The sequence below is a fragment of the Pyxidicoccus trucidator genome (assembly GCF_010894435.1).
Classification (GTDB): domain Bacteria; phylum Myxococcota; class Myxococcia; order Myxococcales; family Myxococcaceae; genus Myxococcus; species Myxococcus trucidator.
On sequence record NZ_JAAIXZ010000004.1, the window covers coordinates 225,623 to 244,452 of the forward strand.

18 protein-coding genes are annotated in these 18,830 nt (G+C 71.7%); 9 read left to right on the forward strand and 9 right to left on the reverse strand.

The annotated features are described in order from the left end of the window. Positions 1-188: 188 nt before the first annotated feature. Complete coding sequence (locus G4D85_RS14250; RefSeq protein ID WP_164012142.1) at positions 189-2,423, reverse strand: hypothetical protein; 2,235 nt, start codon at positions 2,421-2,423, stop codon at positions 189-191. After that, positions 2,420-3,232, reverse strand: a complete 813-nt coding sequence (locus G4D85_RS14255; RefSeq protein ID WP_240359259.1) for a hypothetical protein — start codon at positions 3,230-3,232, stop codon at positions 2,420-2,422. The genes G4D85_RS14250 and G4D85_RS14255 overlap by 4 nt, the downstream gene beginning before the upstream one ends. A gap of 189 nt (positions 3,233-3,421) precedes the next feature. Between G4D85_RS14255 and G4D85_RS14260 the strand changes: the two genes are divergently transcribed. Continuing rightward, the gene (locus G4D85_RS14260) at positions 3,422-4,030 is read left to right on the forward strand and encodes a DUF6891 domain-containing protein (RefSeq protein ID WP_164012144.1); all 609 of its coding nucleotides are present in this window, start codon (positions 3,422-3,424) and stop codon (positions 4,028-4,030) included. Positions 4,031-4,049: 19 nt separating this feature from the next. Here G4D85_RS14260 and G4D85_RS14265 read toward each other — a convergent pair whose 3' ends face one another. Beyond that, a complete protein-coding gene (locus G4D85_RS14265; RefSeq protein WP_240359260.1) occupies positions 4,050-4,379 on the reverse strand; it encodes a winged helix-turn-helix transcriptional regulator in 330 nt (109 codons plus the stop codon). Between the two features lie 86 nt (positions 4,380-4,465). On the opposite strand from G4D85_RS14265, the gene G4D85_RS14270 reads away from it, so the two are divergent. Then, a complete protein-coding gene (locus G4D85_RS14270) occupies positions 4,466-5,017 on the forward strand; it encodes a carboxymuconolactone decarboxylase family protein (protein WP_164012146.1) in 552 nt (183 codons plus the stop codon). A gap of 3 nt (positions 5,018-5,020) precedes the next feature. On the opposite strand, the gene G4D85_RS14275 is transcribed toward G4D85_RS14270, so the two are convergent. Next, positions 5,021-5,815: an ABC transporter ATP-binding protein gene (locus G4D85_RS14275; RefSeq protein ID WP_164012148.1), complete on the reverse strand. Its 795-nt coding sequence runs from the start codon at positions 5,813-5,815 to the stop codon at positions 5,021-5,023. Positions 5,816-6,116: 301 nt separating this feature from the next. Here G4D85_RS14275 and G4D85_RS14280 point away from each other — a divergent pair, with 301 nt between their 5' ends. Together G4D85_RS14280 and G4D85_RS14285 are read left to right on the forward strand one after the other, a co-directional pair. Then, positions 6,117-7,466 carry a sigma 54-interacting transcriptional regulator gene (locus G4D85_RS14280; protein ID WP_164012150.1) on the forward strand — a complete coding sequence of 450 codons (1,350 nt, stop codon included), beginning with the start codon at positions 6,117-6,119 and terminating at the stop codon, positions 7,464-7,466. 342 nt (positions 7,467-7,808) lie between these two features. Next, entirely contained in the window at positions 7,809-8,837 is a 1,029-nt protein-coding gene (locus G4D85_RS14285) for an ABC transporter ATP-binding protein (protein ID WP_164012152.1), read from the forward strand. A 23-nt stretch (positions 8,838-8,860) separates the two neighbouring features. Here G4D85_RS14285 and G4D85_RS14290 read toward each other — a convergent pair whose 3' ends face one another. Then, positions 8,861-9,058 carry a hypothetical protein gene (locus G4D85_RS14290; protein ID WP_164012154.1) on the reverse strand — a complete coding sequence of 66 codons (198 nt, stop codon included), beginning with the start codon at positions 9,056-9,058 and terminating at the stop codon, positions 8,861-8,863. 349 nt (positions 9,059-9,407) lie between these two features. Between G4D85_RS14290 and G4D85_RS14295 the strand changes: the two genes are divergently transcribed. The 4 genes from G4D85_RS14295 to G4D85_RS14310 all read left to right on the forward strand — a co-directional run bounded on the left by G4D85_RS14295 (position 9,408) and on the right by G4D85_RS14310 (position 13,107). Beyond that, positions 9,408-9,734 (forward strand): DUF2171 domain-containing protein, encoded by a 327-nt coding sequence (locus tag G4D85_RS14295; protein ID WP_164012156.1) that lies wholly within the window; start codon positions 9,408-9,410, stop codon positions 9,732-9,734. Between the two features lie 172 nt (positions 9,735-9,906). Then, positions 9,907-11,157: a Kelch repeat-containing protein gene (locus G4D85_RS14300; protein ID WP_164012158.1), complete on the forward strand. Its 1,251-nt coding sequence runs from the start codon at positions 9,907-9,909 to the stop codon at positions 11,155-11,157. Positions 11,158-11,216: 59 nt separating this feature from the next. After that, complete coding sequence (locus G4D85_RS14305; RefSeq protein ID WP_164012160.1) at positions 11,217-11,591, forward strand: hypothetical protein; 375 nt, start codon at positions 11,217-11,219, stop codon at positions 11,589-11,591. Between the two features lie 109 nt (positions 11,592-11,700). Beyond that, positions 11,701-13,107: a M24 family metallopeptidase gene (locus tag G4D85_RS14310; RefSeq protein WP_164012163.1), complete on the forward strand. Its 1,407-nt coding sequence runs from the start codon at positions 11,701-11,703 to the stop codon at positions 13,105-13,107. Between the two features lie 62 nt (positions 13,108-13,169). On the opposite strand, the gene G4D85_RS14315 is transcribed toward G4D85_RS14310, so the two are convergent. Both G4D85_RS14315 and G4D85_RS14320 read right to left on the reverse strand, forming a co-directional pair. Then, positions 13,170-14,327 carry a cytochrome-c peroxidase gene (locus G4D85_RS14315; protein WP_164012755.1) on the reverse strand — a complete coding sequence of 386 codons (1,158 nt, stop codon included), beginning with the start codon at positions 14,325-14,327 and terminating at the stop codon, positions 13,170-13,172. Positions 14,328-14,483: 156 nt separating this feature from the next. Continuing rightward, positions 14,484-14,894: a hypothetical protein gene (locus G4D85_RS14320; protein WP_164012165.1), complete on the reverse strand. Its 411-nt coding sequence runs from the start codon at positions 14,892-14,894 to the stop codon at positions 14,484-14,486. A 429-nt stretch (positions 14,895-15,323) separates the two neighbouring features. On the opposite strand from G4D85_RS14320, the gene G4D85_RS14325 reads away from it, so the two are divergent. Further along, the gene (locus tag G4D85_RS14325; protein WP_164012167.1) at positions 15,324-15,782 is read left to right on the forward strand and encodes a DUF2267 domain-containing protein; all 459 of its coding nucleotides are present in this window, start codon (positions 15,324-15,326) and stop codon (positions 15,780-15,782) included. Between the two features lie 60 nt (positions 15,783-15,842). On the opposite strand, the gene G4D85_RS14330 is transcribed toward G4D85_RS14325, so the two are convergent. Continuing rightward, positions 15,843-16,499: an outer membrane beta-barrel protein gene (locus G4D85_RS14330; RefSeq protein ID WP_164012168.1), complete on the reverse strand. Its 657-nt coding sequence runs from the start codon at positions 16,497-16,499 to the stop codon at positions 15,843-15,845. Between the two features lie 139 nt (positions 16,500-16,638). Continuing rightward, complete coding sequence (locus G4D85_RS14335) at positions 16,639-18,369, reverse strand: S8 family serine peptidase (protein WP_164012170.1); 1,731 nt, start codon at positions 18,367-18,369, stop codon at positions 16,639-16,641. Positions 18,370-18,830: the final 461 nt, after the last annotated feature.

An 18,830-nucleotide genomic window follows, 5' to 3' on the forward strand; every position in this document is an offset into this window, starting at 1 on the left:
GGGAGTTGAGCGCCGGCCGGCACGCCGGATTCACTGAGGTGTCTTCAGCGAGTCCGGCGTGGTGCGGAAACCGGGAGTCGCTCAGTTCCGTGGCGCTCCCGCACTTCGTGTGGTGGGTAGGCTTCGACGGTGAGCAGCCGTCGCTCATTTGCCGTGGAGTGTGCCGCGGAGAATGCTGACGTTCCGGGTCAGTACACGCGCGGCGCCTTCTTCGCCCACGGGCTCTTCTTGTAGTGCTCGTGCAGATAGCGGAAGGCCTCCTTCGCTTCGGCCGTGCCCTGGCGGCAGCCGCGCCTGCTGGCCCGCACCACGCGGTACAGCGCCTTGGGCGAGCGAGGGTCCTCGGGATGCGCCTTCGCCCAGTCGAGCGCCACGCGCGCGAAGTACGGCACCGAGTCTCCCGCGTCGATGAGCGCCTTCCACTCGGCGGCGGCGGCCTTCTGCTCCGCTTCGCTCGCGAAGGCGAACGGCTGCATGGGCTCGCCCGGCTTGGGCGCGCACCACCAGTTCCTCGCGCCGGCCATGTCCTGCGTCAGGTCGAGCTTCGGGTCCTCGAGCGTCAGCCGCGAGCCACCGGGCTCCAGTCGCGCCGACACCGTGGGCAAGCCCATGAGCAGCACCTGCGCCTCGAACCGGCGCTCCTCGGGCGTCGGCCGCCCGTCGATGACGAGCAGCTCCGCCTTCGCCGCGGGCTCCATCGCCGCGAGCGCCTTCGCCGTGGCCCGCAGCGTCTCGTCGTCGCCCACCACGGTGGCGCGGGCAAAGGCCGTCCAGCTCACCCACCGGCGCAGCGCGGGGGACAGGGCCTCGCTCGCGGCCAGTTGCGCCATCCGCCGCGCCGTCAGCCGGGGCTCCAGGACGGGGAGGACTTCCTCACCAAACGACACCGGCCGTGCCTCGGGTGGCGAGTCCAGCGCATCGCTGAAGCTCTCACTGCTCTGGAGGCCCGCCTGGCGGCGCGTCGAGTCGCGGAACAGCTCCTCCCAGCTCCGGGCCAGCGCGAAGCGCTCCGCGCGCAGCAGGTTGTCCGTGGAGACCTGGTCCCGCGTCAGCTCCAGCGGCACCGCCGCGAGCCGCGCCTGGGCCGCCTTCGTGTCACCCCGCTCGCGCAGCAGGTGCGCGGAGCGGTACGCCAGCGTCACGCCGGCCGGCGACGCGGGAGGCACCTTCGCCGCATCCGTCAGCAGCGCGGCGAGCCCGGCGGAGTCCGGCCGCGCCTTGAGCAGCGCCGTGACGAGCCAGGGCAGGTGCGCCGTCTTCTTCCACCGCACCATCGCCGTGGCATACGCCTCGCGGAGTGCGTCCTCTTCTGTCTGCCCGAGCTGGGTGATTCCTCGGGTGAGGCGGAGCCACTCGCCGAGCTCGGCCGCGGGGGCGGGGAGTCCGGTGCAGCGCTCCGCCCTCCAGCCCAGCAGGTCCAGGTCACCGAGCTCCGCGCCCAGTGATGAGCCCGTGCCCGGCTGGAGCACCCGCCCGAGCAGCTCGCAGCTCCAGGTGTCCGGCCGCAGGCGGACTCGCACGAGGCTCTGGAGTCGCCGCGCCGGGCCATGTACCGGGGCCAGCTTCGGTGTGGCGAGCACGGTGTCGAGCACCCCGTCCGCCTTCGTGAGCCGCGTGAGGAACTCGGGGTCCGTGGAGGTCTCGGCGAGGAAGGAGGTCTCCTTCCGGCTGAACAGCGCCTGGCGCACGTGGCTGCGCGCCACGAGGTAGGCGCCGAGCCCCTGGTACGGACTGTCCGCCGAGGCGGCGATGTCCTGGAAGGCCGCAGCCGCTTCCTCGAAGGCGCCGCAGTAGAAGGAGGACGCGGCGCGCTGGTAGTCGTGCTCGGCCTTCCGCCGCGCCTTCTCCGCCGGCTTCAGGCCCTCGTCGAGCTTCGGGTCCAGCTCCTGCACGATGGCACAGGGACCGAACACCACGTCCTGGTTGCGCACCCACTCCTCCACCAGGGCCGGATGCGCCTTCCACTCCCGCGCGAGCGTGCGCGCGGTGTCCGCGGCCTTCAGGAAGGCATCGCCCTGGATGCGCGCGTATTGGGAGTAGTCCTCCTCTCCGACGGCCAGCGGCGAGGACGCGGGCAGCGCCGGAGCCACCTCTGTCCGCGCGGCGAGCCAGCGCTTCAGCTCTTCCTCCGCGCCAGCACCGGAGACGTCGCCCTGCATGCGCGCCCACGTGTCCACGAGGTGCCGCTGCTCGTCGGCCGTGGTGGGCACGCCCATCATCGAGCGGAAGGCGTAGGCGAGGTACATCGGCCGGTACTTCTCTCGCAGCACGCCCAGGCGTCCGGCGGCGAAGGCCGCGAAGGGACGGTCGGGATGGGTCCTGTGGACGAAGATGGGCGAGCCATCATCGAAGGCACAGGCCTCCGCGGAGGACGTCGGCAGGAGGAGCGCGAGGCCGAGGAGGCCGGAGAGGAACGTCTTCATGGCTTCATTCCCGCCACCGCTCGAGCGAACGCCTCGGGCGTCCACGGGCGGGGGCTGAAGAGGTAGAGGGTGGAGACGCCGGGAGGCACGGCCTGCCACTCATCGAGCGCGAGGCCCACGCTTCCCTTGCACGGACGCGGGAGCCCGCGTGCGAACCGGGTGCGGAAGGCGGGCGCCTCCGGGCCCATGCGGAAGAGCTGCGGAACGACCTCGTCCACTGGCGCGCGTTCCAACCAGCTCCCTGGTGCGCACCAGGAGGCCAGCGCGGTGATGGACAGGGGCATTGCTTGAGGCAGCAGCTCGCGGGTGCGCTGGAGCAGCGTGAGGTATGCATCCTGCTCCGACTCGCGCGCGTCGAAGTCGAGCTGTAGCGCCGTCACGTCGGGGCGGTGGGCGAGGGCAGCGAGGCGCTCGGCGAGGCCGTGAAGGCGCTCGGGTGGGAAGTCCGCGAGCGAGGCTCCCCGGTGCATCTCCAGCCGCACGGTGGCTTTCAGCGACACGCCCGGCGGGAGGCGCAGTGGCTGGCGGCGCGGGTGTTCGAGCACGTCCGTCCCGGTCAGCTCCAGCGTCGACAGCAGGAAGGCCACGTCGGCCGGGTGGCCCGCGAGGAAGCGGAGGTCCTCCGGCCGCTCCCAGGCCCACAGGATGAGGCGCGGAGGCTCGGCGGCGGGAGTGCAGGACAGGAGGGTGCCCAGCAGCAGCGCGGCCCGACGGACACCGCGCGGCGGGGCCGACCCGGGGGAGCGCGGGCCACGAGCGGCGCGGAGCGGCGGGGCTGCCTCGGGCTGCAAGGGACGCTCCGGGAACATGGGGTTGTCGGGCCGCACCTCGCTGGTGGCCCGGGCTTCACGGCGGCATTGTGCAATGCAGGCGCCAGGGATTCATCCCCAGGGGCCACGAGCCGGTGGGGTGCGAACGTCCCCAGCCGTGCGGTGTGGGTCCGGTCGCCGGTGCGTGGGTGTGCCGCCGCCCGGTGGCTCCGGAATAGAGTCCCGCGCATGAGCAAGGATGAATCCCGGAAGCACCTGCTCGCCCGTGTCGAGTGCGCCGTGCGAGGCGGCTTCGAGGGCGAGGAGGAGCTCCTCGAAGGCCTGGAGCAGTGGGTGGAGGACGAGCTGGGCGAGGTCGACGGCGAGCTGGTCGAGGAGCTGGGCGCCCGCGCCCGGAAGCTGCTCCAGGAGCAGCGTGTCCTGGAGGCGAGCTGGAGCGAGCCGACGCTGAATGACGCCCTCGACAGCGCCTTCGAGGAGCTGAACGCGAATGGCATCGTCGCGCTGGAGAACGCGGGCTACACGATGTCCGACGGCTGGTCCGACGTGAATGAGGTCGCCAGCTATCAGGACACTCCGCCGCGAGGCGCGGTCTTCTACCATGGCCAGGACCTGGAGCGCGGCGTCGCCGGCCAGGGGCTGATGCTGGCCTTCGGCGCCTACGAGAGCAACTCCGCGAAGCACGAGGCGGCGAGCCTCGCGATTGCGCGCGAGGTCTGTGACACGCTCGAACGTCACGGTGTGAAGACGGAGTGGAACGGCTCCCTCGAGGAGCGCATCCGCATTCCACCCTTCGAGTGGCGCAAGCGCCGGTGGACCGAGGTGGCGCGGGCGTAGCCGGCCACACGGGGCGGAGTCACCCGTGCTTCGCCCAGCGCTCCGCCCACTCGACGAGCGGCAGGAAGCGCTCCAGCAGCTCCTGGCCGAGCGGCGTGAGCGCGTAGCCGTCCGTCTCGTCGAGGGCCACCAGCTCCCCCTCGCGCAGCTCCTTGAGGCGCGTGTTGAGGACCGTGGGGCTCATGTCCCCGCACGCCTCCCGCAGGGCGCGGAAGGTCAGGGGGCCGCCCCGCAGCTCCCAGATGATGCGCAGCGCCCAGCGCCGGCCCAGCAGGTCCAGCAGCACCATGATGGGCCGGCCGGTGCGGGAGCCTCGGACGGCGGAGCCTGCTCTGGGCGCTCGTGCCACGGTGTCTTCCTTGCGCTACGGAAAACGTAGCATTAGAGATGTGCTGCTACGGAATACGTAGCACCATCGAACGAAGGAGGCGAGACATGACCGGGGCCCGCGTCGCACCCATGGAACCGCCGTACTCGGAGGCCGTCACGGCGGCGCTCGCGCGCATCATGCCGGAGGGGGTTCCACCGCTCGTGCTCTTCCGCACGCTGGCGGGGAACGAGCGCGTCTTCAGCCGGTTGATGGCGGGTGGGCTGCTCGACAAGGGCAGCGTGAGCCTGCGAGAGCGGGAGCTGGTCATCGACCGGACCTGCTGGCGCTGCGGCTCCGAGTACGAGTGGGGCGTGCACGTGGCCTTCTTCGGCGAGCGCGTGCGCCTGACGCCCGAGGAGGTCCGCGGCCTGTGCACGGACGACCCGGAGGCCACGCCCTTCAGCCCCCGCGAGCGGTTGCTGCTGCGGCTGTGCGACGCGCTGCACGCGAGCGCCACCGTGTCGGACGCGCTCTGGACGGAGCTGGCGCGGGAGTGGACGTCGCCGCAGCTCCTGGAGCTGCTCGTGCTGGCGGGCTACTACCACGCCATCTCGTTCCTCACGAACGCGCTGCGTCTGCCGCTGGAGTCCTTCGGGGCGCGCTTCCCGTCGCCCTGAGCGCTACCGCGGCGTCTCGCTCTTCCCCTCGCGGCGCCGCAGCCAGTTCTTGAGGAAGGCCTTCACCTCCGGGTGCTGGGACTTGCGGAACTGCTCGGGCGGGCCGTACTCGACGATGAGCCCCTCGTGCATGAGGGCGAGGGCGTCGGCCATGCCGAAGGCGGACGCCACGTCCGGCGTAATCACCAGCGACGTGGCGCCGAGCTGCTGCTTGCCGGTGAAGATGATTTCGTTGACCGCGGCGGTGGTGAGCGGGTCCAGACCTGCGGTGGGGTCGTCGTAGAGGAGGATTTTCGGCTGGAGGATGGTGGCGCGCGCGAAGCCCACGCGCTTCTGCATGCCGCCGGACAGCTCGCCCGGGAAGCGCGTGGTGGCGTGCGACAGGCCCACCTTGGCCAGCGTCTTGTCCACCGTCTCCTTGATTTCGGCCTCGGACATGGACGTGCGCTCGCGCAGCGGGAAGGCCACGTTGTCGAAGACGTTGAGCGAGTCGAAGAGGGCGTTGGCCTGGAAGAGGATGCCCTGGTGGCGCCGCATCTGGTCCAGCGCGGCCTCTTTCATCTTCGCCACGTCCTGGCCTTCCACCAGCACCGTGCCCCGGTCCGGCTGAAGCAGGCCCATGATGTGCTTCATCAGCACCGTCTTGCCGGAGCCGGACACCCCCATCAGCACGCAGGTGGTGCCCTCGGGCACCACGAGGCTCACGCCCCGCAGCGCCTCCGTGGCACCGAAAGACTTGTAGAGGTCCTTCACCTCGATGGCCAGCTTGCGCGCCGGCTCGCCGCTCGTGTCGCTCATCTCCCCGACACCATACGCGCGGTGGCCCCGCTCCGCTCCCAGAAGACGCGCGCCTCTTCCGCCCCCCCCATGTCCGGCTGCTTGTCTCACGGCGCGTGTGTGGGGCTGCCCGGTCCGTCAACGGGACGACACCCGCCCGCCTCCCGACGGGGACGCGCTTCATCGTCCGCCTGCCTGCAAGGGGGCACGGCGGGCGGTAGCCACGAGACAGGTGGGCGGGCGCGTGTGGCCATCCGCGTTGACCGGCGGTCCGGTGTGAGGCTGGTGTAAGACGTGGTGACAGCCAGCGCGGGAGCTCATCGTGAGGACAGGCGCCGACACCCAGGAAGACACCGGGCCCGGCTCGGAACGCACGGAAGGTGCGAAGCCGCCGAGGCCGGGGCTCGTCGTCATCTTCTCCGGAGGCACGCCGCTGCTGCGTCCGGTGGGGCTGGACGGTGGGCGGGTCATGCTGGGGCGCGAGGACGTGGGCGGACAGCCGCTGCCGGATGACCGCGTGTCCCGGCTCCATGCGGAGGTGGGGCGCGACCCTGGCGGGTGGAGCGTGACGGACCTGAACAGCCGCAACGGCACGTGGGTGGATGGCGTGCAGGTGACGGGGCGGCGCACGTTCACCGCGCCGCGCACGTTGCGGGTGGGCAACACGGTGGCCCTGTTCACCGAGGATGTGCGGCGCTTCGAGGTGTCGGGCGTGACGACCGGACCCGAGGGCGTGCGGGGCCCGGCACTGCGGGCCGTGCTGGAGCGGGTGGCGCTGGCCGCCGCCGCGAACGAGGGCGTGCTCATCACCGGAGAGAGTGGGACGGGGAAGGAGCTGGCGGCGCGGGCGTACCACCGGGCGGGGCCGCATGCGCGCGGGCGCTTCGTGGCCATCCACTGCGCGGCCGTGCCCGCGGCGGTGGTGGAGCGGCTGCTGTTCGGCTCGAAGCGCGGCGCGGAGGCGGGCGTGGAGGGGTATCTCCAGGCTGCGGACCGGGGCGTGCTGTTCCTCGACGAGGTGGGCGGGATGGCGCCCGAGGTCCAGGCGAAGCTGCTGCGGGTGCTGGAGACGGGGGAGGTGCTGGCGCTCGGCGCCTCGCTGCCGCGGCCGGTGGACGTGCGCGTGTGCGCGGCCTCGCTGCGGGACTTGAGCGGGGCCGTTGCCGCGGGGCAGCTTCGCGCGGACCTCTACGCTCGGCTGGCGCGGTGCGAGGTGCACCTGCCCCCGCTGCGCGAGCGACTGGAGGAGGTGCCCTGGTTGCTGGCGCAGGCGATGGACGCGGGAGCGCCGGAGATGCATGCCAGCTTCGTGGAGGCCTGCCTCGCGCGGCCCTGGCCCGGCAACGTGCGAGAGCTGCTGGGCGAGGCGAAGCGGGCGGTGCGCGAGGCCCAGGCGCGGGGTGCCGGCACGCTGCGGGCCGAGCACCTCGCCCTCGGTGCGGGGTTTCCGCTGTCCTCGGAGGATGTGACTCCGTTCATCGGCTTCCGGGGGGCGCCGGTTTCGGTGGAGCTGGACCTGGCAGGCGTGATGCCGGACCGGGCGGCGGTGGAGGCCGCGCTGGCGTCGCAGGAGGGCCGCGTCAGCGAGGCGGCCCGGATGCTCGGGCTGGACCGCGCGCAGCTGTCCCGGTTGATGCGGCGCTGGGGGATGGCGTCCGATTCGGAGGAGTAGGAGGCACGGCGCCGCACTTCCGCCGGGAGTCACGACGGCTGGCTTGAGAGCGCTACTCCTGCTCAAGGTCGCTGAGGGGCGGAGGCCTGCGCTGCCGGGATTCATGGCCTCAGGAGAGCGCTGCTCCTGGTGGCTGTCGCGGAGGGCCGGGGCCTCCGCGGTGAGCTGGCGCGCGGACGGCGGCAGCGGGCCTCCTGTCCACGGGTGCACGGCGGCGTGAGGGAGTGCTTGCCGTGGATGCTGGAGCAGGGGCGATGCTCCGGGCCTATGTGGAAGGTGGACTCATTGAGGCGGTGTCGCGCGTGCCAGGCCCGGTGTCCGGGCTTCGGGGAGGCATAGCGCGTGGCGACCGTGTCCCTGGAGGACGTGCGCAAGGTGTACCGGGGCGGAGTGACCGCGGTGAAGGGCGTGACGCTGGACATCGCGGACGGCGAGTTCGTGTCGCTGGTGGGGCCATCCGGCTGCGGCAAGTCCACGACGCTGAACCTCATTGCCGGGCTGGAGGAGCTGTCGGGCGGCACGCTGCGCATCGACGGCGCGGTGGTGAATGGGATGTCCCCGCGCGAGCGCGACATCGCCATGGTGTTCCAGAGCTACGCGCTCTATCCGCACATGAGCGTGGCGAGGAACCTGGCGTTTCCGCTGGAGGTCTCCGGGTTGGGGCGGGCGGACATCGACGCGCGGGTGCGCGAGGTGGCCTCGGTGCTGGGACTGGAAGCGCTGCTGGAGCGGCGGCCGAAGGAGCTGTCCGGTGGGCAGCGCCAGCGCGTGGCGCTGGGGCGAGCGCTGGTGCGCCGGCCGAAGGTATTCCTGTTCGACGAGCCGCTGTCGAACCTGGACGCGGCGCTGCGCTCGCAGATGCGTGGCGAAATCAAGAAGCTGCATGAGCAGCTCAAGGCCACGTTCATCTACGTCACGCACGACCAGGCCGAGGCGATGACGTTGTCGGACCGGGTGGTGGTGATGAGCCAGGGCGAGGTGCAGCAGGTGGCTCCGCCGCGCCAGCTGTATGACGCGCCAGCAAATCTCTTCGTGGCGGGCTTCTTCGGCTCGCCGCGCATCAACCTGGTGAAGCCGAAGACGCTGGGCCGGCCCGAGGAGAACACGGTGCTGGGCCTGCGTCCCGAGCACCTGGAGGTGGGGCAGGGCGCGGCACCCCCGGGGGCCCTGGAGGGCCGCGTGTACCTGGTGGAGCCGATGGGCGCGGAGAGCTGGGTGACGGTGGAGGTGGCCGGAGAGCGCATGGTGGCGCGCGCGGCCGGAGACTTCCACGCGCCCACCGGCAGTCCCGTGTGGCTGCGGTACGAGGTGGCACGCCTGCGGCGGTTCGACGCGGAATCAGGCAGGGCCATGACTGTCGCCCACCCGTGACAGGTGGCGACAGTCTGGCGGTATCAGGCGTACACCTGATTCCCTTCGAGCGTCATCTCCAGCCGCCGGTTCAGCGCCTCCATCCGGTCATACCTCTCGCGCAGCATGTCGCGAAAGGCGCGCTGGTCGGCATGGGCAATCTCGTCCAGGAGCACGCGCAGCGCCGACTCCAGCGCCTGCTTCAGCTCGCGCGCTTCCACCGAGGACAGTTCCAGCAGCATGAAGCACCTCCTGCGTTGAACGTTAGGCACCGTCGGAAGGGCCGACTCCCCGCGCCTGCTCGGGGCCCGCGACGCCAGCCCGCCTGTCGCAGCGTCCCTTCCTGCCTCCCCGGGGGCGGAACGGAGCGCCTCTCCTCCTGCTCCGGTGCGCGGAGCGCACATGACTCCTCACGGTGCGACGTGCGCGAAGTGGAGGGAAGGAGTCCGGCCGCGGGCCCGTGTCCGTGGCAGGCGGTGACGGCGAGCGCTCCTCTGCCCGGCTTCCGGGCGCTGCCGTCCGCTCGGCGAGCCCGCACTGTTGTGGATGGGGCCCGGATGTCCCGTGCGCCCCGAGCCCGAGGAGGCCCAGATGGTTCAGGCGGAGGAGGTGCGCGAGGGGATGACGGTGCGGACCGCGGACGGGCGCGTGGTGGGCCGCGTGGCCGCGGTGGGCGACATCCACTTCGAGTTGGAGCAGGGGCTCGTGCCCATTCCGCGGCGCGACTACCTGGTCGAGTACAGCGACGTGGACTTCATCCGCGACCAGGACGTGTACCTGGCGAACGCGGACCATCCGCTGCTCACCCTGGAGGAAGACGACGACGGCGGCGCCCTGCCACCGCGCCACTGCGAGGGCATGGACGCCGAGCCGGTGAACGCCGCGCCCGCGACGGAGGGGGAGCCTGTCCGCCACTGACTGACGCGGAGCGCCAGGGTGCCTGGCGCTCCCCACCCCCACGGTCCCGGTTTACAGGAATTCTGACCCATGGGGCGGTGTAAGCGTCGGGAATCACTCAGGTGGGACAAAACAGGAATGTCAGACCGTCAGGGTACATGAGCTCTCTTCGACCAGCCATCCAGGTGGGCTCATGCGACGGTTCTCGACATCCTGCGTCACCATGGCGCTCTTCGTGCTGGTGTTCTCGTGCAGCTCCGGTCCCCGGGCTGAGGAGGGCGGCGCGAACACGGTGGGACAGCCGCTGACGCTGTCCGCGCCGCGCAAGCTGCTGTCCTTCGTCACCCTGGAGGACGGGCGCGTGCTGGCCGTGGGTGGGCATGACGGGCACCGCACGCTCGCGAGCTGTGAGCTGTTCGAGCCCGCCTCCGGCGCGTGGCGTGTGACGGGCGCCCTGCGCACGGCGCGGCGCAACCACGCGGCGGTGCGGCTGGCGGACGGGCGCGTGCTGGTGGTGGGCGGAACGAATGGCGTGGCGCTGGGCGCGCTCGCGAGCGCGGAGGTCTACGACGCGGCGACGGGCACGTGGGCGGAGGCGCGGCCCATGGCCGAGGCGCGCAATGACCCGGCGGCGGTGCTGCTGCGGGACGGGCGCGTGCTGGTGGCGGGCGGCACGGACGTGGACCGGCGGCCGCTGCGCTCGGCGGAGCTGTTCGACCCGATGACGGGCACGTGGAGCGCGGCGGAGGCGCCCGGCTTCGCGCGTGGCGGTGCGCGCACGGCGGTGGTGCTGGCCAGCGGCAAGGCGCTCTTCGTGAGCGGACTGCAGGCGGAGCTGTATGACGCGACGACGGGCCACTGGGAGAAGGCGGGGCTGGCGGGCGGCGCGGCGGGGACGCACCGGCTGGCGCACACGGTGACGTTGCTGCCGGACGGGCGCGTGCTGGTGGTGGGCGGCACGACGGCGCGCGCGGCGGGCACGGCGGAGGTGTATGCGCCGGAGACGGGGGAGTGGACGCTGGTGGCGGCGCCGGCGGTGGCTCGCGAGCACCACGCGGCGGTGGTGACGCCGGACGGCGCGGTGTGGGTGCTGGGCGGCGCGCACTACACGACAGGGGCGCTCGCGTCGGTGGAGCGCTTCGACCCGGCGACGGGGAGGTGGGTGTCGGCGCCCGCGTTGGGGGAGCCGCGCGGGAAGGCCGGCGCGGGGGTGCTGCCGGATGGCGCGGTGCTGGTGATGGGCGGGGAGAACGAGGTGGAGGGGATGCTGTCCGTGAGCGAGCGGTATGTGCCGGGTGACTGCGTGCCGGCGGTGTGCTCGGCGCGTGACGGCATGTGCGGGCCGGTGGCGGACGGGTGTGGTGGGGCGCTCGACTGCGGGCCGTGTGGGGCCGAGGTCTGCGGGGCGGGGGAGTGCCGCGCGGAGGGTGTGCGTGGGCAGTGAGCGGGCGGGCATGTGGCGTCGCGGATGACGGCGGCGCCGCGCCCGGGTGAGATGCGGGCATGGGACGGCTGAAGGAAGTGCTGGTGGTGGGCGCGCTGCTCGCGGGCTGTGGAGGCACGGAGGAGGCGCAGGTCAGCTACACCGAGGTGGCGGAGCGCACGGCCTCGGTGATGTGCACGTACTCGGAGCGGTGCGGCGGGAGCACGGTGCCGTATGAGGAGTGCGTGGCGGAGGTCCTCGCGGCGTACGCGGCGGTGGAGCCGGAGCTCAACGCCGCGGTGGCTGGCGCGAAGTCTGGATGCGTACAGTGCATGCGCATCCGCACCGACGAGCTGGAGGCGTCGCTCGAGAGCGACTGTCAGCGGCCTCCGGATGAAGCGCGGGTGCGCGCGGTGTGCGGCGTCGAAGACGCGGCTTGCGCGGGGGCTCCGTGAGGTGTGAAGCCAGGAGAAAGTCGTTCATCCGGGATGTGCGGTGGGGACACGACACCTCTGCACGCATCGCAGCGGCGCCCCGCCCTCGTGCGTGACAGACTGCGCGCCCATGCGCACCCGCACCCTTCTCGTCGCACCGCTGCTCCTCTCCACCGCCTGTGCCACCGCGCCCGCCGCGCCTCCGGCGGAGCCACTGGCCGTCACTGCCACCCGTGCCCCCGCCCCCGAGCGCCCCTTCGGCACCCTGCGTGAGCAGGCCCAGCGCCAGCAGGCGTGGCTCAACGAGCGCATGGAAAAGGCCCTGCCGCAGCTCATGCGCCAGTACGGCATCGAGCTGTGGGTCGTCCCCATGCGCGAGTACAACGAGGACCCCGTCTTCACCGCGCTGGCCGCCCCCACCACCTTCGCCGCCCGCCGCCGCACCATCTACGTGTTCCATGACCGCGGCCACGAGAAGGGCGTGGAGCGGCTGGCCCTCGGCGGCGGCTCGCAGGGCGGCGTCTTCACCCCGCGTCGCGCGCAGCGCCAGGTCGACGGCGGCGGCGTGAATCGCGAGGCCGAGCTGTGGGGCCCCGAGCAGTGGCAGGTCCTCAAGCAGGTGCTGGAGGAGCGCAAGCCGAAGGTCATCGGCATCAACGTGTCGCGCACCTTCGCCTTCGCCGACGGCCTCACCCACGGCGAGTACGAGGGCATGGCCGAGGCGCTCGGCCCCGACTGGGTGAAGCGCTTCAAGCCCGCCGAGGGGCTCGCCGTGGACCTCATCGCCTGGCGCTCCGCCGACGAGGTCCGCTTCTACGAGGAGGTGACGAAGCTCGCCTGGAACATCATCGAGCGCGCCTTCTCCAGCGACGTCATCACCCCCGGCGTCACCCGCACCCGCGACGTGGAGTGGTGGATGCGGCAGCGGCTGGCGGACCTCGGCCTGGACACGTGGTTCCACCCCTCCGTGGACGTGCAGCGCCAGGGCGTCACCGAGGCGCAGCTCGGCGAGGACCCCGTCATCCAGCGCGGCGACGTGCTCCACTGCGACTACGGCATCACCGCGCTGCGGCTGAACACCGACACCCAGCACATGGGCTACGTGCTGCGCGAGGGCGAGAAGGACGTGCCCGAGGGCCTCAAGGCCGCGCTCAAGGTGTCCAACCGCCTGCAGGACATCGTCTTCGAGGAGCTGCGCCCCGGCCGCACGGGCAACGAAATCCTTCGCGCCTCACGCGAGCGGATGAAGGGCGAGGGCATCGACGGCACCATCTACTCGCACGCCATCGGCCTGCACGGGCACGGCGCCGGGCCGCTCGTGGGCCTGTGGGACCGTCAGGAAGGCGTCCCCGGCAATGGCGACCACAAGGTGATTCCCAACATGTGGTACTCCATCGAGCTCCAGGCGACGAGCCCCGTGCCGGAGTGGAACGGCCAGCCCGTCCGCTCGGCGCAGGAGGAGGACATCACCATCGACGCCGAGGGCAAGGTGCACTGGGCCTGGAAGCGCCAGACGGCGTTCCACCTGGTGCGCTGAGCGGCGGCGGCTCGACGGGGCTCCCATTCACCGGGAGCCCCGGACTCCAACCACGCTCCGACTCAGCGCGCCGCGCCCGTCATCGACTTCAGCAGCTCCACCAGCGCCCGCTTCTCCTCGTCCGACAAGTCCAGCGGGACGATGGTGTCCGTCCGCTTGCCCACGAACGAGCCCGCCGGGTCTCCGCCTTCGTTGTAGAAGTCGATGACGTCCTCCAGCGTGGCCTGCGCTCCGGTGTGCATGTACGGCGCCGTCAGCGCCACGTTGCGCAGCGACGGCGTGCGGAAGGCCCCGTCCAGCTCCTCCTGCTTCGCCTGCGTGCGCAGGGTGTTCAGCCTCCGGGCGTCCGTCCCCGACGGCGCGTCGCTGTACGGGCCCGCGGCGTTGAAGTCCCAGCCCAGCAGCGACTCCAGCACGGCCCACTGCCCGCCGGAGCCGTCCCCGGTGTCCTCCACTCCGATGTTGTGGAACAGGTCATCGCTCAGCGAGGGGCTCTTGTGGCACACGGCGCACTGGCCCTTGCGCACGAAGGTCTTCAGTCCCAGGTACGCCGGGTCCTCCTCCGCCTGTCCGGCCTCCGCCGCCGCGATGAAGCGCTTCACGTCCTCGTCGAAGGGCGCGTCGATGCGCACCAGCGTCCGCTCGTACGCCGCCAGCACCTTGCCCACGTTGGTCATCAGCACGGGGCCCGGCTCCTCCTCCGGCCACTTGCCGAAGAGGGCCTGGTACTCGCCGCGGTACTCGGTGTCGTCCAGCCGCGCCGCCACCACCGTCGCGTCCGAGTCCATCTCCACCGGGTTCGTCAGCGGCAGCGTGGCCTGAGACCAGAGCCGGTCCGCCCGCCCGTCCCACATGAACCAGCGGCTGTAGGCCACGTTCAGCACGGTGGGCGGGTTGCGCACCGTGCGATTGCCGCCGCAGCCCTCCGCCGTCGCCGTGTCCACCGTGCGGCCGTCGCCGCCGTGGCAGCTCTGGCAGGACACCGTCCCACAGCGCGACAGCGCGGGGTCATGGAAGAGCAAATCCCCCAGCTGCTCCGCCCGTGCGACTCCGTCCACCCGGTTGGTGAGGTCCTTCGGCGGCTGTCGCGGCAGGGTGTGCAGGCTGCGGAGCTGGTCCAGCTCGTCGAGGTTGGGAAACGCCTCCTCGGAATCACATGCCAGCCCGAGCCCGCCCAGGGCCAGGGCGAGCGCGGCGGCGCGCAAGCGGTACGGGGTCATCAACAGGTCTTCCTTCTTCACGTCCACGGCGGCCCGGCTCGGCCGGTGCTTCGCGCCACCGCTGGACTGGAGCCCGTCAGCTTCGCGTTCCCACCGGCGCGAATCAATCCCCGCGTCCCCCCTTGACGGCGGAGGGGACGCGAGCACCGGGGCGCCTCAGCTGCCGCAGCTCAGCTCGAAGTCCCGGTTCACCGTGGCGTAGCTGCGCAGCTTCACCGCCGACGGGGCCGGGGAGACGGTGGGCGCGGCCCCGCTCTCACACTTCAGGCCCGAGTCCACTGCCAGTGCCACCTGCAGGTCCAGCTCGCTGGGCAGGCCCGACACGGTGAACGAGCAGCGGCCGCCGCGGCTCGGCTTCACCATGGCCCGGCCCAGCGCGTCCGTCGGGGCGCTCGGCGGAGACACCACCACCTTCAGCTGCTCGCAGGCGTCGCCGGTCTGCATGCCGCTCTGGGGCAGGCGCACCACGCCGGCCACGGTGGCATTGCCCTCGCGGCTTCCACCGCCACCCATGGTGGCGCAACCGGTGGCGGCAAGGACGAGGGCGGCAACGGCAATCCGATACATGAATTCCTCACTTCGTGGGGGAAAGAGCTGGCGGTTCGGCCGCCGTGCAGGCGACCTACGGCGCGGGCCAGATACAATTGCGATGGGAATTCATTCCGATTCTTTTGTTTCACCGCGCTGACGCGGGGATTCGGTAATTCTCCAGGAATTCCGAGCAGTTCCCGACGCCATGTCCGTCCTGCGGACGCACGGGGCGTCACGGAATCAGCGCGCTTCATCGGTGCAATCAAAGACAGACATGACGCGCCGCGGTCGTCCCGGGAATGAACAGGCATGTCCCATTTCCGGGAGTCTTGGAACCTGAGTCCAGGAACTGGGAAGCGGGGCGGGAAGCGCGGCGGCGAGGAGCATGCGGCCGGGACGATGGCCTGCCGCCTGCTGCCAGTCGCCCGGAGCGCCCCCACGGTGAAGCCAGGAGAGGAGACGCGCATGTCGATGCAGAAGCAGGATCAGACCCAGTCCTGGTCGGGGCTGGGGGTGGGGACGGACCGGAAGTCCTTCCTGGACAAGGTGTCGGCGCAGCTTCCGGACTACGAGGCCGAGCAGGCCGCGGAGGCGGTGTTCTGTGCGCTGTCGGAGCGGTTGTCCGGCGGCCTGGTGCAGCAGCTCCGGGACCAGCTCTCCCCGGACGTGAGGGAGTTGCTGAATGCGTGCCACCGGCACCGGGGCGAGGAGCCCGCGCCCCTGGACCGTGACGACTTCTACCTCATGGTCGCCAACCACCTGAACGCCGAGCCGGAGAACGTGCGGCTCGTCCTTCATGGCGTGTTCGCCGCGCTGCACTCGCAAATCGTCGAGGCGGAGGCCCAGAAAATCGAGGGCCAGCTCCCCAAGTGGCTCCAGGGCACCTGGGCCGCGGCGCGCATGCATGTGGACCGGCCGGCCTGAGCCTTCCCGGGCCGGGGAGACTGATAGCGTCCTCCCGGCCCGGTCGCCCGCTTCCAGGGCTCAGTAGGTGCCACCCAGCGACAGCAGGAACGAGACGCGGCCGTCGCCCACGCCCGGGTCGAGCGTGGTGGGGACGAAGTCCTGGTCGAACAGGATGTTGTAGTTCGCGCGCGCGTCGGCGGTGATGAGCTTGCCCACCTGGTAGCGCATGCCGATGCCGGCCGGGACATAGCCGCTGGTGTCGTCGCTGAAGCCGAGAGTCTCTCCCCGGAGGTCGTCCCGGACGTTGAAGGTCTCGATGCCGATGCCGGTGAGCACGTAGGGCTGCAGCCGGGTGTCGGTGAAGCTGCCCACGACGACGGCCTGGCCGCCGTTGCGGATGAGGTCCGCGCCGTCGGAGATGCCGCCGTCACCGCCCGGGTCGATGTCACTCAACCCGCCGCTGTAGCCCAGCTCGACGCCGAAGTAGCCCGAGGGCCGCAGGCCCAGGGTGGCGCCGTAGGACAGGCCGGGGTTGACCGAGGGGGCGAGCTGCCCGGTGTAGGCCTCCGCGCCGCCGCCCACCAGGGCGTAGATGCCGGTGTCGGCCCGGTTCTCCCGGGTGTCCAGCTCCACCGTCTCCACCTCCATTCCGGGCGGTGGGTAGTCCTCCTGGGCTCCCGCCACACCTCCCCAGAGGGCTGCCATGCACAAGCCGCTGAACACGAGTGCCTTCATCTCTCGGACTCCTTTCCTTCGTCCGAGAGGCAACGTGGCCCGCGCGAGAAGTCCCGGCAACGTCCCGCCGCCGGGGCCCTGGTGCTCCTTGTGCCCGCCCTTCCCGCCCCGCGGGACGGGTTGCGGAGGGCGTCACCGCTCACGGCAGCTTCGACAGGGCCTCCAGCGCCTTCTTCGCCTGCACCAGCCCGTGGCCGTAGCCCTCGTCGTAGCCCGCCGTGCCCAGGTCCAGCGCGGTGGTCAGCATGGCGGACCTCACCTGGCCCGGCGTGGCGGACGGGCGGGCGCTGAACAGCAGCGCCGCCACCGCGCTCACGTGCGGCGTGGCCATGGAGGTGCCGGACATGTACGCGTAGTCCGTCGGCTCCACCTTGACGCGCACGCTGTACGTGAGCATCCCGTGCAGCACGGTGCTGCCGGCCTGGTTGACGGTGATGGCGGGCACCCAGTGGCCCCGCTGCGGCAGTGAGAGGATTTCCACGCCGCCCTCCGTCACCTCGTTGACGAAGATGACGGCCGTGGCCCCCTGCATCATCACGTTCACCATGGCCTGGTCGATGGGGACGCGGCCGGGGCGCACGTAGGCGATGAAGCCGTTGCACGTGCTGCCCGCGCACGAGTCCTTCGTCTCCGCCCCGCCACAGTCCACCAGCGTGCGGTTTTGTGCGCCCGACGGCCCGTACAGCAGCGAGCGCGACAGCGGCTGCGTGTCGCGCACGTCCAGCGTGGAGAAGGCGCCGTGGCCGGTGGGGAAGGTGGACAGCACGTCCACGCCCGGGGCCACCAGCGCCAGCCCGTCGCCGCCAGCGGAGAAGTCCGCCCGCCGGTCCTGCGCGTCCACCGCGCCCACCGACAGCACGGATGGGTCCGACGCGGGGTAGGACACCAGCCTGCCGCCGTCGTTGCCCGACGCGGCCACCACCAGCATTCCGCTCTCGTACGCGGCCCGGAAGGCCTGCAGCGTGGTGCGCGACGCGAAGCCGCCACCCAGCGACAGCGAGGCCACCTTCGCGCCCTGGCTCGCGCAGTACTCCAGCGCCTCCAGCACCAGGCTCATCTGCGTGCGGCCGTGCACGTCCAGCACCCGGGCGATGACGAGCTGCGCCTCGGGCGCCACGCCCACCACGCCGCGCCCCGACACCAGCACGTTGCCGCCCCGTCCGCCCCCGCCCGGCCGCGCGGCGATGATGCCCGCCACGTGCGTGCCATGGCCGCTGCCCCACGCGCCGGGGCTGCCGTCACCCGGCGCGTCGTCACCGTCCAGGAAGTCGCGCCCGGCCACCACCGCGTCCTTCAGCTCCGGGTGCTGGAGGTCCAGGCCGCTGTCGATGATGCACACCTTCACGCCCCGGCCGGTGGCCTGCTCCGGCTCCGGCAGGCCGTCCCCGTTCGTGTCCCAGACCTCGTTCGCCTGCACCCGGCGCACCCCGTCGGTGTACTCGCCGGAGACGCTGCCCCGCGTCGCCGCGCCCGCGAAGGCCAGGGCGGGCAGCCGCGACGGCCCCAGCGAGTGCCACACCTGGTCCGGTTCGATGCTCTCCACGCGCGAGTCTTTCGCCAGCTCGTGGCGCTCCTGCTCCGTCAGGCGCGCGGCCACGGCGGGCACGCTGCTGTAGGTGGCCGTCACCCGGCCGCCCAGCCGGTGCACGCGCGAGGCAGCCGACACCCCGTCGTCCCGGTACCGGACGATGAAGGACTCGCGCCCGTCCGCGTCCCGTCCGCCCGGCACGTCCCCCAGGGCCTGGGGTGCGGCCTCCAGCATTCCGGCCGAGACACCAGGGCACGCGCCACCCTGGGCGTCCGTGTACGACGTGTTCTCCGGCGCGCATGCCACCATCGCCACGAGCCCGACGAATCCCCAGCGCTTCATGAGCCACTCCTTCCGTCACCGCCACCTGGCGACACCCACGCGCTTCAGGCAGGACTGCTCCCTGCCAGCCGAGCGCGCATGCCCTGAGGGAGTGCATCCCCTTCCGCCTCCGCAACGGCTTGCGGGAGGCTCCGCGTCGGGAGGTGCGCGGGTTCACATCGCGTGTGTTGGGGGCCGGAACCGGCGCTTCCGACCCTGGTTGCCCCCAGGGCACACCCCTCCGTTACCCCCATGGGCGCACATCCCGTCCGAGGGGGTGGGCCCGTGACTCACTCGTGGAAGCTCTCAACGACTTGAATCCCGGGACGTATTGGCCGTTTCACGGACAGTTGTGCCTCGGGGGTCTGACACCCTCCCCGGGGAACGACCTTTCTGTTCAGGTCGTCAGAGGTGTCCATTGGGAGGAAGTCCGGTCGGTTGCTTGATTCGCCCAGGGCCGGGTGCTTCGCTGCCAGGAGAAG